We start from the raw sequence: 16095 nt of genomic DNA on the forward strand, positions 1-16095 counted from the left end.
GCTCATGGGGGAAACCCCCAAGACCGCGCTGGCTCCCCTTATAAAGGGGGGAACCAGAAAAACATATCAAAGTCCCCCAATTTATCGGGGGATTTAGGGGGATCTAGATATGTGTAACTTCACATTAAATTGGTATAAGAAGAACTTCTATCGGAAGGTTAAAAATCAAGATCAATAGTTATTTCTAAAGAATTAAAAGTATTTTTGGTAAGTAACTCTTGAGAAAGATGTTTTCAAGACTATGGTTTGGTGTCCTAGTTAATATGTGCAATTTTATTTGTTCAGTTTTCAAATATCAAATTTATTTTTATATTTAGCTCGATGAAACAATAATAGTAAATTAGCCGAAATAATGAGTAATTAGAAAATAGCCTATTGTTGATAAAACTTTTGAAAATAATCTAGTGGGATTTTGTTCTATGAATTACCTCATTGCAGTTTTACCAGACAAGTCAAAAGCAGAAGCAGCTTATTCTGCCTTAACAAATGATGGTTTATCTCCAAACCAAGTAGATATCTTGGGCAATGGTTATAAAAGTGCTGATGATTACAAGCTGATTGACCCGAATCAACAAGCTCGAAAAGGAGCAAAGCGATTATTATACTGGTTAGTACCTTTTGGGTTTATCGCTGGTTATGCCTTTAATTATCTAACTGGTATTGAAATCTTTGCGCTAGGTGATATTGGCAGCCATATTATTGGCGGAATTTTAGGAGCAGCTTCTGGTGTTTTAGGGGCTTATCTAGTAGGTGGTGGAGTTGGTCTTACCGTAGGTAGTGGTGATGCTTTGCCATATCGCAATCGTTTAAATGCAGGCAAGTATTTAATAGTGGTTAAAGGAACAGAGGAGCTAACCCGACGTGCTACGGGTATCTTACGCTCTTTTGAGCCGGAAAATATTCAAGGTTATGCAGAGCCAACTAGTGCTTAAAATGAATTGCTTTTGGCAATATACGCCGAAAATTAATTGTTAACTCAAAGTCTAGAGGAGTTAACAAATTGTTTGGCGGCGATCGCTTTAATTATTCAATGGACATAAGTTCTGGAAACACTACTCAGAAAACTGCATAAAAACACTCAACTGGATCTATTAAGTCAGTGAAGGGTTTTAAACCCATAATCTGGAATACTGTTGCTTGCCTTTGTAGTTAAGTATCTACAGAAGTACAGGCTCCCTAGTAGTTCAGCTGAAAGTATATATTAAAAGGAAAAAGGCTTGATATGCAAAAGCAAATTTTGGGTTTAGCGATCGCATTACCAACGATATTATTCACTGCATTACCTACTTTGGCAAATCCTGTACAACTTATTACACCTAAAGTTGGTAATTTACAACCAGTTCTGGTAAAAGGGGAGTTTCAAACTCCTGTAATTGAGAATCAACTCAGGAACCCAGGAGATGGCCAATCACCGGGGCCAACCGGTGGGAACTCGCCAGTAAAAGGCCCTGGGCCCAGACCTCCTCGCAGAGATACATTGTTGCAACTGGGTACAGGTTTACAAAATACGATCAATTCTAGCTCCGTAAATCTGAACATAGCCAACCCCGTTCTTGGTCGCTAATATTCGGGTTAGTTTTGAGGTAATCCTTTAGCAAATAACAACTGCGAATCAGTAGATTGTCTAAATCTTGGGTTTGCAGTTCTGTGCTTTGAAGACGCCAAAGTTTAGCAGTACCATCAAAACTGGCAGAAGCCAAAAATTTTCCATCAGGGCTAAAACTGAGGCTCAATACTGCATCAGTATGTCCTGGAAGAGTTTTGAGTTCTCTGCCTTCACGGTTCCAAAGTTTAATGCTTCCATCACCGCTCGCTGAGGCGAGTATTTTACCATCAGGACTAAAGCTGACGCTGTAGATGGCATCAGTATGTCCTGTAAGAGTTTGTAGTAAAGTTCCATTGCTGACTTGCCAGAGTTTGATAGTTTTATCAGCACTAGCCGAGGCGAGTACTTGACCGTCAGGACTAAAACTGATGGCGTTGACAGCATTAGTATGTCCTGGCAAACTATACAGTAACTTGCCATCCTTAACTCTCCAAAGCAAAACTTTGTTATCTCTACCAGCTGAGGCCAGTACTTGACCATCAGGGCTGAAACGAACGCTCAAAACTTCAGCCGTGTGTCCTTGGAGAGTTTTAATTAAAGCTTTTTTTTGAATATTCCAAAGTTTAATGGTCATATCAGCACTGGCGCTCGCCAGAATTTGACTATTCGGGCTAAAGCTGAGACTATTGACTTCGCGTTGATGACCTTGGAGGGTTTTAATCATATAGCCGTCACGAGTCCGCCAAAGTTTAATGTAATGGTCAAGACTTGCTGAGGCTAATGTCTTGCCGTCAGGGCTGAAGGCTAAACTGTAGACTTCATCGCTGTGTCCATAAATTGAAGTACTATGACCTTCCAGAGTTTGGCGCAAAGTTCCGTCACGAGTCTGCCAAAGCTCGATCGTAGTGTCTTGACCTGCGGTGGCTAGAGTTTGTCCATCGGGGCTAAAACTCACACTATAGAGTTGACCTTGAGATCCTGTCAGAGTTTTGAATAGAGGATTATCTCGCTGCCAAAGTCTAACAGTTTTATCAGCGCCAGCCGAAACTAAGGTCTGGTCATCTGGGCTAAAACTGGCGCTGTAGACTGCAATGCTATGTCCTAGTAAAGTTTGGCGTAAAGAGCCGTCTTGAGAACTCCAAAGTTTGATTGTGCTATCAGCGCTGGTGGAAGCTAGGGTTTGACCATCATGGCTGAAGTTGACGCTGAGAACTGCTGCATTGTGCGCTGGAATAATTTTTAGCAGTGTGCCATCTCTGCGCCAGAGTCTCACGGTTTTATCAACACTAGCTGAAGCTATTTGACCATCGGGGCTAAAAGCGACACTGGAAACTCCGGCGCTATGCCCAAGTAGGGTTTTTTGCAACAATCCATCGCTAACCCTCCAAAGTTTAACAGTCTTATCTGCACTAGCGATCGCCAAAATTTCCCCATCAGGGCTAAAACTGACACTATTAACAAAATCCCTATATCCGCTAAAAGTTCTGAGCAAATGACCATTGCTAACTTGCCAAATTTTAGCAGTGCGATCGGCGCTACCAGTGGCGATCGTCTTACCGTTGCCAGACCAAGATAAACTCAGAACTTCCGCAGTATGACCTTTTAGTGTTCTAATTAAACCACCGTCACTAGTTCTCCAAAGCTTGACGGTGCGATCGAAACTAGCAGTTGCGAGCGTTTGACCATCTGGGCTGAAACTGACACTCCGCACTATATCAGTATGCCCTGTTAATGTTCGTAGCTTTGTGCCATCCCGTCCCCAAATTATGGCCGTTTTGTCGTTGCTAGCCGATACAATTGTTTCGCCGTCAGGACTGAAACTCACGCTCGATACTTCAGCGCTATGCCCTTCCAAGCGGTTGCGCTCTTGGGTTCCAGAAATTACTTGTTGTAAAACATTGAGAGTCTGAGTTTGCAAATTGGCTGGTGCTACAAGAGTGTTTTTTAGCTGTTTACCTGCTTTGACGCTGGCGATTAATGCTTCTAACTGCTGATGTGATAAAAGATTAGCTTGAGATGAGGCATTTAAGGCTTCAATTTCTCGCAATTGGGCTGCTTGGGATTTCCAATAGGCTAAAGAGCCAAAACAGACAGCCGCTAATCCCAAAACACTGAGTGCAACTACAGCCCTTTGGGCTTGCTTGAGTCTTCTTTTCTCTTGTTGTTGCTGTTGTTTTCTTTGTACTAAACAAGCTTCAATAAACCGTTGCACATCAGCAGAAAGCTCGTCGGTATATTTAATATATATATCTTCTGCCTCGGCTAGCCGCACTCCTTGTAATAAGAAATCAGCTTGCTGACTGCGTTGCAGCCACAATTGCGAAGCTTGCTCAATTTGCCTTTGTTTTCGCAAGCGATCGCGATTTTCTTCTAACCACCAGCGTAAAGTTGACCAATGACGGATGAGGATTTCATGGGCGACTTCTACTGTGATGGGAGAAGGGGAGTAGGGGAGTAAGGGAGCAGGGGAGGCAAGGGGAGCAGGGGGAGTAGGGGGAGAAATTTTTTCTTGTTCTCCTTGTCTACCTTGTCCACCTTGTCCACCTTGTCCTTTTGTTAGTTCTTCTTCTTCTAAATTCATCACCACTAACTTAGCAGCAGTTAAGGCGTTGAGGGTTTTTTCTACCAATGCGGCTGGATATTTTTTGACTATTAACTCTGATTTATGTACCCGCCTACGAGTATCTTCTGTACCCTCACCTAGTTGTGTCAAAGATAAAAAAATCCATTTAGCACACTCTCGCATTTGGGAATCTAAACTTTCGTAAACAGCCTGAGACGATCGCTCTAATGCTCCTTGAATTCCGCCTAGTTGCTCTTGATAAGTTTGTAAAGTCAACTCACCAGCAACTCGATGTTCCCATAATTGCTCTAAAACAAATTCCAGTAACGGTAAATCTCCTGGCGAGTGATTTAGCTCCCGCAACAATACTTCAACCAGTTCTGCTTCTACTTTTAACCCGACTTGTTGAGCCGGGTTGAGAATCACCCGTCGATAATCATCCAAACTTAGCTTCGGTGGAACTAACACGCTCAAATCCTGCAAAGCTTTAGCTAGTGCTGGTACTTCCAAACAGGAGGCAATAAAGTCTGCGCGTAAAGTAATAATTAATTTGAAGCGATCGCCAGCATATTGCACCGCTCCCAGCAATAATTCTAAAAATAGCTCTCTGTCTGGAGTTGGAGCTAGAGTAAAGATTTCCTCAAACTGATCTACCACTAGCACCACAACTCGATGGGGTTGATTGCGTATCCAGTAAACAAATCCCTCTACCCCTTGGTGAAATATTCCTTCTAACAAAAGATGAGGGGATTGGGGACTGGGGACTGGGGACTGGGGACTGGGGATTGGGGACTGGGGACTGGGGATTGGGTAAGAATAATTCTTTTGCTCTTTTACTCCCCCTGCCCCCCCTGCTCCCCCTGCTCCCCCTGCCCCTCTGCTCCCCTGCCCCCTACCCCCTCCCCCAAGCCGCCGCGCTAAAGCTTCAAGCGGATTTGCCCCTGGACGAATGCTTCCAATCCACCATTGTTCGCTGCTGGGTATTTGTTTACCCAATCGCAGTTGGGGGATTACACCAGCTTGCACAATTGAAGATTTGCCACTTCCAGAAGCACCGATGACGGCTAGAAAAGAGCGATCGCGTAGTTGATGAATTAACTGCTGAGTTAAAGCTTCTCTACCGTAAAAATATTGACTATCTTCTTCCAAAAAAGCATTTAGCCCCATGTATGGGCATACCCCCAAATCCAATCCTGTGGTTGTTTCTGGTGTGTTCGTGTAAGTTTTTGCTTGGAGAATTTCTATAATGCCTTGTGTGCCTGATAGCCAGATGGAAAGAGTCACACCGCTACCTGCCAAAGATAATTGTAATTGAGCGATCGCTCCGGCGGCTGAGAGTCCATCTGTATGCGTTGCCGCCATCAAAGTATCAAGAAATTTTTGGGCAAAGCGTTCTGGTTCTTCAGTAGGTGAGGCGTAAGCGATTAAACATTGTCCTTGGTGGGAGTCAATTTGCAAATCTTCTACCCAATCTTGCAAGGATGTATTAGCTACAGGACAATCGAGGATAATAATTTGTTGAGCTGTACAAAGGCGTAGCTGTTGTTTTAACCAGGAACGCTTGATGCAGATATTTTCTCCCAGCAATAACCATTCACCTGCGTCGGTTTCTTCAATTCGTCCCCGCAGATAAAGCAGAATCACTTCTGATGCTGGTTGTTGTAAATGACGAGCGATCGCTTCTTTAATGCGATCGGCAGATACTTTTGTTGCTGGCAAATACTCTAGTGCAAAATCTCCAGCACTTCCGAGAAATTTGCTAATATCTAATGTTGTTTTGCTGACTGATAATCCCTCTACTACTATTCCTATCCGGCGATGCACTCCAAGAGTTGCCTGAGTTAATCTTTTCCCTACAATTAGTTCCCCAACTCCCTCAACAATTCGTTTAGGAGTTTGCAATGGATATTCTCGAAAAAGCTGAGTTTCTCCTTTAGTTTTTTTCTGCTGATTAATCAGCCGCAATTGTTGATTACTTTTATCTATATATTGGAGAGTTTGATGATACACGTATCGATACAAATTATCCACATAAATTAAGCCTTGACTATCTGCTGCCTCACCTTGCAATCCTTTCATTAAATAATAAGTAAATACCCCATGTCCCAATTCGGGAAACTCCCAAGATTGCTGGTTAGCATCACAGGAAAGCAAAGCATAAAAACCTTTACTTTTAGCAGCACGCTGCTGTAATACTTCAACCATTTTTGGTGTAGCATTCAGCAATGATTCTATTGTTGTACCTCTGAGTGTCATCCGGCCACTATGACAAGCATCTAGCCAAACAAGCTGATTTTGCGCTCCGCTATTACCCAACAATAGCAAAAGTTCTTGCAAAGCTAAAGCTGTGTTTTGGAGATTGGATTTTTGAGTATCTGCTAAACACAAAAATGCTTGCTGCGTGTTTGGTTCTACAATTCCATGTCCAGAAAAATAAAATAGAATAGTATCAATAGGTTGAGCCGCAGTGGTAATTTGCCAAAGACTAGCACGGATGTTTTCTAAAGACGGTGGTTGCGGTGCAAAATCATGGTGTATTGTTACCTCTGTTTTAGTAAATTGTGCAGAAGCATCTACTAATGCTTCTGCTAAACCCTGACAATCTACTGTTGAATAACTAAGGCTGGGTAGTCCGTCATCTTGATATTGATTGACTCCCACCAACATTAGCCATAGCTTAGGAGTTGCAGTTTGTTTGACTGAAGTTGAGCGACTAGCGATCCCAATTGGTGGCATTATAGTAGTCCTAAATGCGTTGTCAACAAGGTAGATACTGTTGTAACTTAGGAAAATCAAATTGTTGATGATTATTCAATAAGTTAAATAACCGCTTAAAAACAGTAAAACATTTGCAAATATGCTAAATTTTTCTCAAAACTCCTTCATCTCTAATGGTCTGTAACTTGTACTTTAGAGTAAAATTAGCATAGACTTACAACTCAGATAAGATTAATATACAGAACTAATAATAACTGAATCGCAGTCCCAAGCCGATAAATTTTCTATACAAACACTTGTCATAGTTGGGGGATTGTATTACCAGTAAAGTAACCATTGACCATCGCAAAACAATCCATGACCTTGCAGAGTTATTCTTTCATCGTCAGGATAAATAAAAGTAGTTGGTGCAATCTGATGAAGTGTGTGTCCACTGTGCAAGACAATTTCACCAACTTTGTAATCATGAAAAGTTTTGGTTCTAAATCGTTTAAGAATTTCTACATCGCTTGCGATCGCTTGACTATAATCATTTATATAGTTGAAATCCCAAACATTCAACCCACCCCCACTTTTAGGCAGTTTAATTGGTAAAGTAAAGGATATTGTGTTTATAGTATCGAGTTTACCTTCATCCCATTTGAGGTTTCGGTATTGCAAATCGAAGTGTGTGGTAGCATTTGGTCTAGTGATAAGATTAGCATCTTGCCAAATATGAAAACCGGGCAGTGCTGCACCTGGTTTATACACTACAGGGTTTATAAGCGTCTGCTCTAAATATTCTTTGATTAACTTATAAAGCCAACCTAAGTGTTCTTCTAGAAGTAGATTATATTCACGAGCTATAGTATAATAATCTCTAAAAACATTAGGTTGCTTTAAAAAATCTAAGTAACTAGCTGTACCTAAAGTATAGAAAAACTTTGGAGAGTTCCCTCGTTTTATCCAAAATTCTCTTAAACTATGAATTACAGAACAAATATCATTACATTGTTCGACTGTCACAATTTGTTCTGAGAAAATTTCATTCCTCGAATCTGTATACGAATAAATACTATTTTCTGTAATATCTTCTGTCAGCAAAGCTAATAGCGAATCTGTTATTTTACCATCTGCCCGAATATCATATCCATCGTATCCTGGCATTGGATTAACTTCTAAACACCAGTACTCTAGAGAGTTAGTAACTTTAAAATCCCAACCTGCAAACTTTAACCCCAACGCAGCAGTTGCATTAATAATTTTTTGGTGTAAAGCTTCTGGTAACTCCCACTCGATATATTCAGCTTCTTCATGAAAATGGCGATAGTCTACCTGCGGACATTTTATCAATTCTGCGTGAACTCTATTACCCACTACATGGGCGCGAACATCAGCACCGTGTATATATCTTTGTAAATGAACTGGACCTGCGTCTGGGTGGAAATCGAGAAACTCCTCTGATTTTACCAGTCTACTATCAGCACGAACACCCGATGTTGTCTTAACAATTGTTAATCCGGCGTTAGCAAACTCAGCTAAAATTTCTGGATTGGAACTGGTAATGCTATCAGCAACTTGAAAACCTAAAGATTGCAGATGAAATTCATGAAGCGGCTTTGAGAAATTATTTGCGCCAGCACCAGGACGATTAATTACGTTACCGGGAATATATTCTAGCCAACAGCAAAGTGCAGCAAGAAGGCTTTTCCATCGCATCGCATCTTGTACATCTGATTGTACGGTTGAAAGGTCAATCAAGCGACAATAATAAGAACCATGAGGATTTAATAAATACTTTTCGTTAGCACAACTTATCCAGCTTTGATTATCATCTGGTAATGCTAGCCTCCAATCTCCATTTTGAATTACTTCGCGTAAATTAATTACTTGGACTTCAACACCACGAGATTCAGCATAGTTAACAAAATGACAAAAAGTACGATCTGAATCGAGACCAATTGCATAAATCATGAGAAAATAGTCTCCAAAAGTGCGGGAGCAAAATCTGACCAAACAAACTGTATTTCTTCCAGCGATGGATAAGGGTTAATACGAGCAATATTGGCACTCTTTAGGTTGCTATCAATACTCCAAGTTACAGTGCCAAATACTAAATCTAAATTTCTCAATAGCGAAATACTTTTTTCTTTTAGCTGCAAATGTTCTAGAGATGTATTCGTGCAACGCCATGCTTTATCTTCTAAAACAACAACAATTTCATATTCAAGGTTAGCCGAAACCCAACTTGCGCGAAATGGCCCCACCCCTTCAGGGATTTCTGGATATGCAGCAGTATTATAAGTAGTTAAATCTTGGAGATACCATTGTTTATCAACTAATGCTTGTGGTGATGCTGGAACTTGCGAAGAGAATACTTCTAGATTGCTAGTATAACCAGCCCTTAATTTAGTCAAGTTAGAAGAATATGATAAATTACCCCAAAGACTATTTGCAGTTGGACGATTAATTACTGGTGATTTAGATAATGTCATCGCTGCCCATAAAGTAGCAAGACACTCATCATAAATAAAAGAATCATCAAAACTAGCGCGAATCGGCATCTGTGGCGGAATTCGTAAAATAACTGGGATTTCTGGTGTAATAGATAATTTTTCAGAAGTAACACTGATAGAAAACATTCTTGCAGCATTGCAAACATCTAAAACTTCACTCGTATAACCTTTTTTTCTAACCAATTCGTTAACTGCTTGACAAAAAATGTCATCACTCGAACCAATAATTAATAAATCCATAATATTTAGTCCATAATTTTTCTGATCGAAGGCTTAGATTCCCGGCTTTTTGAAGAAGTCGGGAATCTTTTTTTCAAAATCTCTATTCTTTAGAAGATTGGCTTGTTAACTTTAATTAAAGTTTGAGGACGTACATTTTGGAGTACAGGAATTTTCAGTTGATCTGCTGGTAAAATAACTGGATTAATTCTATCTATAAGAGCACCACCACAGTTACCACTTTCGCAAGTCTCTTTACTATCCTTACCTTTATCGCTAGAATCTTTGCCTTTATCGCTCGATTCTTTTGTTTTACCACCGTCAGTTTCTAAGATAATATTCAACGGTCGTTGGTTCAAATTATGAAGAGTATCACGACGGGCAGCATTGGTAATAAAAGGCTTATTAGATACGTTACCATGAGAATTTACTTGTGGGATAGATTCAGCTTTAGCTACAGTACTAAGAATTGAACTAGCAATTGCTAAACCCATTACTAAGGCTAAACGTGTAGAAGTTGAACTTGTAATTTTCATTTTGATTATCCTTTAAGTTTGTTTCTTGGTTTTGTTGTTTTGAATGGTTTGAAAAAATCAGATTAAGGTTTTCAGTGTTTACCTTTCACTTATTCAATAGGTTTGCTTGGATATTTTTATGCAGTCTTGGCAAAATTGTTGAGAATTATTTTTTGAGAATAATTCAATTTGGAATACAAATAGAAAAACCCCGCAGAGGCGAGGTTTAATGCTGGGATAAATTTTACAGTAGTTTTTTTGTATGAAGTACAAAGCTATGGGTTTTGAGGCAAGAAATAAAAACTCTTTCTATCTGATTTTCAGTCCTGCTTTGTGTACCTTACCCTACGGGTTCAGCAGTCGCTCATGGGGAGAACCCTCTTCTCTACGAGACGCTCCGCGAAGGCGCTAGCCTTTCCCTTTGGGAAAAGACCGCGCTGCTTCACTTACTTGCTAACTTCTCTTTTGTTGTTATAGTAATAATTGATACTGATTTTTAGTGATTATTTATCTCACTCTTGTTTGCTTTTGAAAGTATTCACGAGAATAGTAATTCTGCCTGCCGCTATTATCTAAAAACTGCGTGTAGCCTTGTAACAGTAATTCTTGACGAGCAGATCCCAAGGTTAGGAAGGAATTTGCGAACCCTTTATTATAGTTGGCTGTTGCATATTTATGATTAGTATCTTGGACATTAATACCATAGGTAACTAATGGTGCAGTTCCCCAATCACAATCACTAGGATGACATTTGCCAAACACCTGAATATTTAATTTATTGCTACCACCGGAGGTAATTACTAAACGAGTAATATTAGAAGTATTGCCATCTTTATTTACCCAAGTACCAATAAAGTCAGCAGGTACAGCTAAAGCAGGATTGATTAAAGCAGTAGTTAAGATGCTACTAGCGGCAATAATACTCAAAGAACGTTTCAACATTTTAGACTCCATTATTCGTAATTGTTTTTGTAACTTATTGATAAGTAGACACGATTACTAATTGGCTAAGTATAAAATATTTCATTAAAGTCGAAATATAATCCTCACACCTTGTAGTAAAGTTTGTGTAGGCGTCCTTTAACGCTTTCAGTCTTTCTATAGGTTGGGTGACAATTTTTTATGCATCCTCGACAAAGCATCATTGAAATTTTTTCAACTTTTGTGCAATTTGACGCCGATCGCTTCAGGCGTTGGGCGACGGAATCAAAACTACGTCGCAGTATGCAAAGTTGTCTCAACCGCACGCTTCAAGAAACTTCGGAACATTTTTGGGTTTTATATTGGTATAAAATTTGGCTAATATCGGAAACGAAGCTACTGGCTAAAGAGCATCTGGTAGCTTACTTGCAAGAATCCTGTTATTGGGCATCTCAAAAAACAGTTAACAGTTCTGCGAGTACTCAGTACAAGCTATCAGACTGTTTTCAGATTGCGATCGCTCAAGTTGATAAAGTCCTCAAAGGATTTAATCCAGATCGAGGCTTTATTTTAAAAAACTACGCTAGCGCCCTCTTCAGCACTGCTATTCGGGAAAATTTACGCCAAAATCGTGAAATTGATATTTGTACTGATTGGGGATTATTACGAAAAATCACTAAAAAATTTTTGGTGGAGTCTTTACAAAATGCAGGTTTATTGCTGAAAGATATTAACGATTACGTCCTCGCTTGGAACTGTTTCAAAAGTATATATATTCCAATCCAAAAAGGTACTTCTCGCCAAATTCCTCAACCAGACAACGAGATTTGGGAGGCGATCGCTAAAGCTTATAATTCACAAAGTAGTCAGCAAGTCAATTTCCAAACCTTAGAAAAGTGGCTTTTAACTGCTGCTAAAGCCGCACGCCGCTATCGTTATTTTCCCATTGACTCTCTCAATATCCCTAAAGGGGGCGATGATTCGTGGGAGTGGCTTGATAATATTCCCGGAACACAACAAGAATCTCTAATTAATGAAATTCTGGCTCAAGAAGAAGAACAAACAAGAAACTTTCAACAAACTGAGATTAACAAAGTTTTAGTGGCTGCGATCGCTCAACTCGAACCGAAAGTACAAGAAATTTTGCAACTTTATTATGCTAAAGAACTAACTCAAGACAAAATTGCCAAACAATTACAAATACAGCAATATACTGTCTCACGGCGACTAAAAAAAGCCCAAGAAACTTTGTTACGCTTTTTAGCTAATTGGAGTAAAGATAGTTTGCATATTTCCCTTACTTCAGACCTACTCAAGAATATAAACATACTAATGGAGGAATGGTTGAAAAATTACTATGGTGGATAACTGGGGAGTGGGGGAGAAATCAATTCAAAATTCAAAATTCAAAATTCAAAAATCAAAAACTTCTGCCTCCTGCCCAATACTTCCTGCCCAATGCCCAACCTCAACCCCAATCCCCAACCCCTATGACTACTGACACCACTGTATTTACTTTCGCTAACCCAACAGATATGGTTTTGGAAATCCCTACAACTACCCAAAACCAAGCGGATTTACACAGCCCAGCTTTTTCTAATGCTAATTCTCGCTATCAAGCTTATATTAATCAACTTTGCTTGGGTGCTATCTTACTATGGTTGCAAGAAGACTGGACACCACAGACAAAGGTTTGGCCAAGTACTACTGCTTTACCGAGTTTTTGGGAACTAGTTAATGGAATTGCACTCACGCTTGATACAACAAGATTAGTCTTAGTTCCTAGTGAAGCAATTGATTTGAGTGAATTGCGAGTCCCCCAAGAATGGGTGGATATTCCTAATTGGGTAGGTGATTATTATTTAGCTGTGCAAGTCGAACCAGATGAAGGCTATGTCAGGGTTTGGGGTTATTGTAGCCATGAAAAACTGAAAACTCAAGGCAGTTATGATGCCAGCGATCGCACTTATTCCCTCGATGCTACTGATATAATCAACGACATCAGCGTTTTAGCTCTGGCGCGTCAATTGTGCCCAGAAGAACCCACCCGTAGCGCTATTGAAGAGATTCCCAGCTTATCGCCACAACAAGCACAAAATTTAATTGCCCGTCTGGGAAACCCAGAAATACTTACACCCCGCCAAGAAATCCCTTTTCAACTGTGGGGTGGATTAATTCAACATGGCGGTTGGCGACAAAATTTATATCAACGACGCTTAGGATTACCGGAACAATGGTCAGTTCTCCAATGGTTGCAAAGCGGTGTTTCTCAAGTTGCTGAGGCTGTCGGTTGGGGAAGCTTTGATTTACAACTCAGTGCTGCTGGGGCGCGGGGTGTGGAAGACCCGCAACTAAGTACTATTCTCTCTCGTCGGTTGACGATCGCAGGTCAAATTTACGAACTTGTGATTATACCACAAGGTGAGCCAGATGCAACTATTTGGCGTTTTGAATTACGTAACGCCGCGATCGGTGCAGCTATTCCCGGTGGTTTTAAACTCCGATTACTTACCGAAGATTTACAGTCTTTTCCCAATAATGAAGATGTAGCTGCAACGGCTGTAGAACAACTCTACGTAGAAGTTGCCTTAGAAGCAGGAGAAAGCATAGTCTGGGAAATAGAACCTTTTCCAGACAATTATAATTGGGAAATACTCAAGTTTTAAAGATCGGAGCGATTCGAGCGCAACCGATCGCTCTATTAGACGGGGCGAACTTAATCCCATTCTCTCAGAATTTGTATAAAAACTGGTACAGATGGGCCCATATATACAATTACTTTCAAACCAACCATCAAACTGGACGACAGCCAGATAAAATACTGTGCATATTTACTACTTGTCCAATAACTGCGATCGCAGGCGCACCAAATCCAGTTTTCTCTACCTGTGTGACTATTGTTTCCAATGTCCCAATTAATTCTTCTTGTTCTGGGCGCGTACCCCAGCGTACCAAAGCAATCGGCGTTTCTAAATTCAACCCAGCTGCAATTAATTCTTCCACAATATAAGGCAGATTGTGAATTCCCATATAAATTACAATGGTTTCGGAACCGCGAGCGATCGCACTCCAATTTACTTGCGGTCTATACTTACCCGCCGCTTCATGACCAGTTACAAATGTGACTGACGAACTATAAAGCCGATGCGTCAAAGGAATACCTGAGTATGCTGCTGCTGCAATTCCCGAAGTGATACCTGGCACAACTTCCGTTGATATTCCAGCTTTGACTAATTCTTCCATCTCTTCGCCACCGCGACCAAAAATAAACGGATCGCCACCCTTTAGCCGCACTACAATTGCATTATCCTGCGCTTTATCAATCAGCAATTGAGTTGTTTCTGACTGGAACAACGAATGTCTCCCCGCACGTTTACCAGCATTAATTTGCTCGGCTTGGGGATTAATCATTGCTAAAATTGCCGGACTCACTAAGGCATCATAGATGACTACATCTGCACATTCCAATAAACCTTTCGCCTTCAGGGTAATTAATCCTGGATCTCCTGGGCCTGCACCTACTAAATAAACCTTTCCCAAATACTTGTTCTCCTGTTTTTCTGTGCGGTTCATCTCTGTGTTAAATCCCAAATTAGCTCGGCTAATTCTGCACTTGCTCCCAATGGTTTGGCCAGTTGGAAATTCACCGCAGAAAATTGTAATTTTAGTTCCTCTATTGAGGTGGCGATCGCATCGGTTATTCCACCAGGGAATAAAAAGTATGGCAGAATTGCAATTTCCCGATAACCAGCATCCACCAATTCTTTCACCCGTGATTCTATACTAGGAGGCCCAGCCCAATAAGCAGTCACGGCTCCCAAACTCGCCGCCATTGCTTCCACAGTTTCTTGCGAACCTGGGCGACGACTACTATGAGCTAAGAGAATCCATGCTTCTGCTTTTATAGCAGCTATTTGTTTTGCCAGCAATTTCTCTAAATTGGGGTGAGAGCCTAAATATGGTTGCAACTCAACGATCGTATCTTGACCAGCAGCCTGTTGTGCGAGTGCTACTTCGGCAGGAATGTCTGTCATCACATGTACTCCCGGCAGCAGAAATAGCGGTATAATTTTGAGGCGATTTTCATTTTGAGACTGTGGGCAATCGCCAAAAGCGCTTTTAGCAAATTGTTGAATCTGCTCGTGTAAAGGCTGAGGATTCATTTCTAAAGCAGCGATACCAACCAAATGTTCGCTTGACAATTTCTGACATATCAGCCTAGCTAGTTGCTGCATAGCAATTTCTGGGCGTGGGTCGCGGCTTCCGTGAGATAGTAGTAGATAGGCAGATGACATCGGTAAATTGAATTCTTAGTTACTATTCTTATTTAAGATTAAGCTGGGGATAATTTAAGTACTCTGGTAATTATTGAAACTATTATTAATTACTAAATAGAAATATTCTTAATCACTTTTATATTCTCCCCTACTCCTTATCTTATTGTTCTTCGGCAGTGTAAGTATAAAATTGATCGAAAGCTCCTACCGTTTCAAATTTGTACGAAGGTATCCAAGAGTTTATTTTTAAATCTGTACGGTAAATGCTAAAAATCACGAAATCTTGCCTTTCTGTAGTCTTGGCAATAATTTTTTGGATTTGTGGGTTAGCCGAGTCAACTAACTCATCGCAATTAAAACGGATTAAATTTTCAAGAATATTCGTAGTTTTTTTACATACATCGGTTTTTAAGTATTTTGTCAGCCGTTGAACTGCATATTCTTCATATTCAACTTGACTGGGATTGGTTTTCGCCATTGTCACACCCAAGGCGGCGAGTCCTACTGCTGCTCCAGTATACGCAATGATGGTCAATGGTTTCATGTTTGCCAAGTAAAATTCGTTGTAATCGTCAGACTCCAGAGACTCTAAATCAACTAAGTCCGTTCCTTGAAGAAAAACTCTTGATCGCTTGCCAAATTATTGCTATAATTCAAATTGTTGAATGGCGAGCGTAGCCAAGTGGTTAAGGCAGTGGTTTGTGGTACCACCATTCGTGGGTTCGAGTCCCATCGTTCGCCCTAGATAATTTCATATTCATAGCTATACTCCTTTTAAAGGTGTGTTGTATGGTGCGAACAATCACAAGCATCACTTTACCAACAATCTGTCATCTCATAA

Annotated in this window: 12 protein-coding genes and 1 tRNA gene; 5 read left to right on the forward strand and 8 right to left on the reverse strand. The window is 40.5% G+C overall.

The annotated features are described in order from the left end of the window. Positions 1 to 419 precede the first annotated feature (419 nt). Both RMY32_RS03520 and RMY32_RS03525 read left to right on the forward strand, forming a co-directional pair. A complete protein-coding gene (locus RMY32_RS03520) occupies positions 420 to 932 on the forward strand; it encodes a hypothetical protein (protein ID WP_322711414.1) in 513 nt (170 codons plus the stop codon). Between the two features lie 290 nt (positions 933 to 1222). Next, on the forward strand, positions 1223 to 1564 hold the full coding sequence (locus RMY32_RS03525) for a hypothetical protein (RefSeq protein WP_322711415.1): 342 nt from the start codon (positions 1223 to 1225) through the stop codon (positions 1562 to 1564). On the opposite strand, the gene RMY32_RS03530 is transcribed toward RMY32_RS03525, so the two are convergent. The 5 genes from RMY32_RS03530 to RMY32_RS03550 all read right to left on the reverse strand — a co-directional run bounded on the left by RMY32_RS03530 (position 1518) and on the right by RMY32_RS03550 (position 10998). Continuing rightward, positions 1518 to 6845: a caspase family protein gene (locus tag RMY32_RS03530; RefSeq protein ID WP_322711416.1), complete on the reverse strand. Its 5328-nt coding sequence runs from the start codon at positions 6843 to 6845 to the stop codon at positions 1518 to 1520. The two genes, RMY32_RS03525 and RMY32_RS03530, sit on opposite strands and share 47 nt — an antisense overlap. Positions 6846 to 7145: 300 nt before the next feature. Beyond that, on the reverse strand, positions 7146 to 8780 hold the full coding sequence (locus RMY32_RS03535; RefSeq protein WP_322711417.1) for a hypothetical protein: 1635 nt from the start codon (positions 8778 to 8780) through the stop codon (positions 7146 to 7148). Beyond that, positions 8777 to 9562 (reverse strand): hypothetical protein, encoded by a 786-nt coding sequence (locus RMY32_RS03540; protein ID WP_322711419.1) that lies wholly within the window; start codon positions 9560 to 9562, stop codon positions 8777 to 8779. The genes RMY32_RS03535 and RMY32_RS03540 overlap by 4 nt, the downstream gene beginning before the upstream one ends. Positions 9563 to 9651: 89 nt before the next feature. Further along, positions 9652 to 10077 carry a hypothetical protein gene (locus RMY32_RS03545; RefSeq protein ID WP_322711420.1) on the reverse strand — a complete coding sequence of 142 codons (426 nt, stop codon included), beginning with the start codon at positions 10075 to 10077 and terminating at the stop codon, positions 9652 to 9654. A gap of 486 nt (positions 10078 to 10563) precedes the next feature. After that, positions 10564 to 10998 (reverse strand): hypothetical protein, encoded by a 435-nt coding sequence (locus tag RMY32_RS03550; RefSeq protein ID WP_322711421.1) that lies wholly within the window; start codon positions 10996 to 10998, stop codon positions 10564 to 10566. Between the two features lie 180 nt (positions 10999 to 11178). On the opposite strand from RMY32_RS03550, the gene RMY32_RS03555 reads away from it, so the two are divergent. Next, positions 11179 to 12345, forward strand: a complete 1167-nt coding sequence (locus tag RMY32_RS03555) for a sigma-70 family RNA polymerase sigma factor (protein ID WP_322711422.1) — start codon at positions 11179 to 11181, stop codon at positions 12343 to 12345. Between the two features lie 122 nt (positions 12346 to 12467). Further along, positions 12468 to 13643, forward strand: coding sequence for a DUF1822 family protein (locus tag RMY32_RS03560; protein WP_322711423.1), 1176 nt, complete (start codon positions 12468 to 12470; stop codon positions 13641 to 13643). Between the two features lie 127 nt (positions 13644 to 13770). Here the strand turns inward: RMY32_RS03560 and cobA are convergent, their stop codons facing one another. From cobA to RMY32_RS03575, 3 genes are all read right to left on the reverse strand, one after another. Beyond that, positions 13771 to 14550 (reverse strand): uroporphyrinogen-III C-methyltransferase, encoded by a 780-nt coding sequence (gene cobA, locus RMY32_RS03565; RefSeq protein WP_322711424.1) that lies wholly within the window; start codon positions 14548 to 14550, stop codon positions 13771 to 13773. Then, positions 14547 to 15272 (reverse strand): sirohydrochlorin chelatase, encoded by a 726-nt coding sequence (locus tag RMY32_RS03570; RefSeq protein ID WP_322711425.1) that lies wholly within the window; start codon positions 15270 to 15272, stop codon positions 14547 to 14549. Before RMY32_RS03570 ends, cobA begins: the two co-directional genes overlap by 4 nt. Before the next feature lie 142 nt (positions 15273 to 15414). Then, on the reverse strand, positions 15415 to 15798 hold the full coding sequence (locus RMY32_RS03575; RefSeq protein WP_322711426.1) for a DUF4359 domain-containing protein: 384 nt from the start codon (positions 15796 to 15798) through the stop codon (positions 15415 to 15417). Between the two features lie 124 nt (positions 15799 to 15922). Here RMY32_RS03575 and RMY32_RS03580 point away from each other — a divergent pair. Then, positions 15923 to 15995 (forward strand) — tRNA-His (locus RMY32_RS03580). Positions 15996 to 16095 lie beyond the last annotated feature (100 nt).

Source organism: Nostoc sp. ChiSLP03a (assembly GCF_034531215.2).
Lineage (GTDB): Bacteria > Cyanobacteriota > Cyanobacteriia > Cyanobacteriales > Nostocaceae > Nostoc.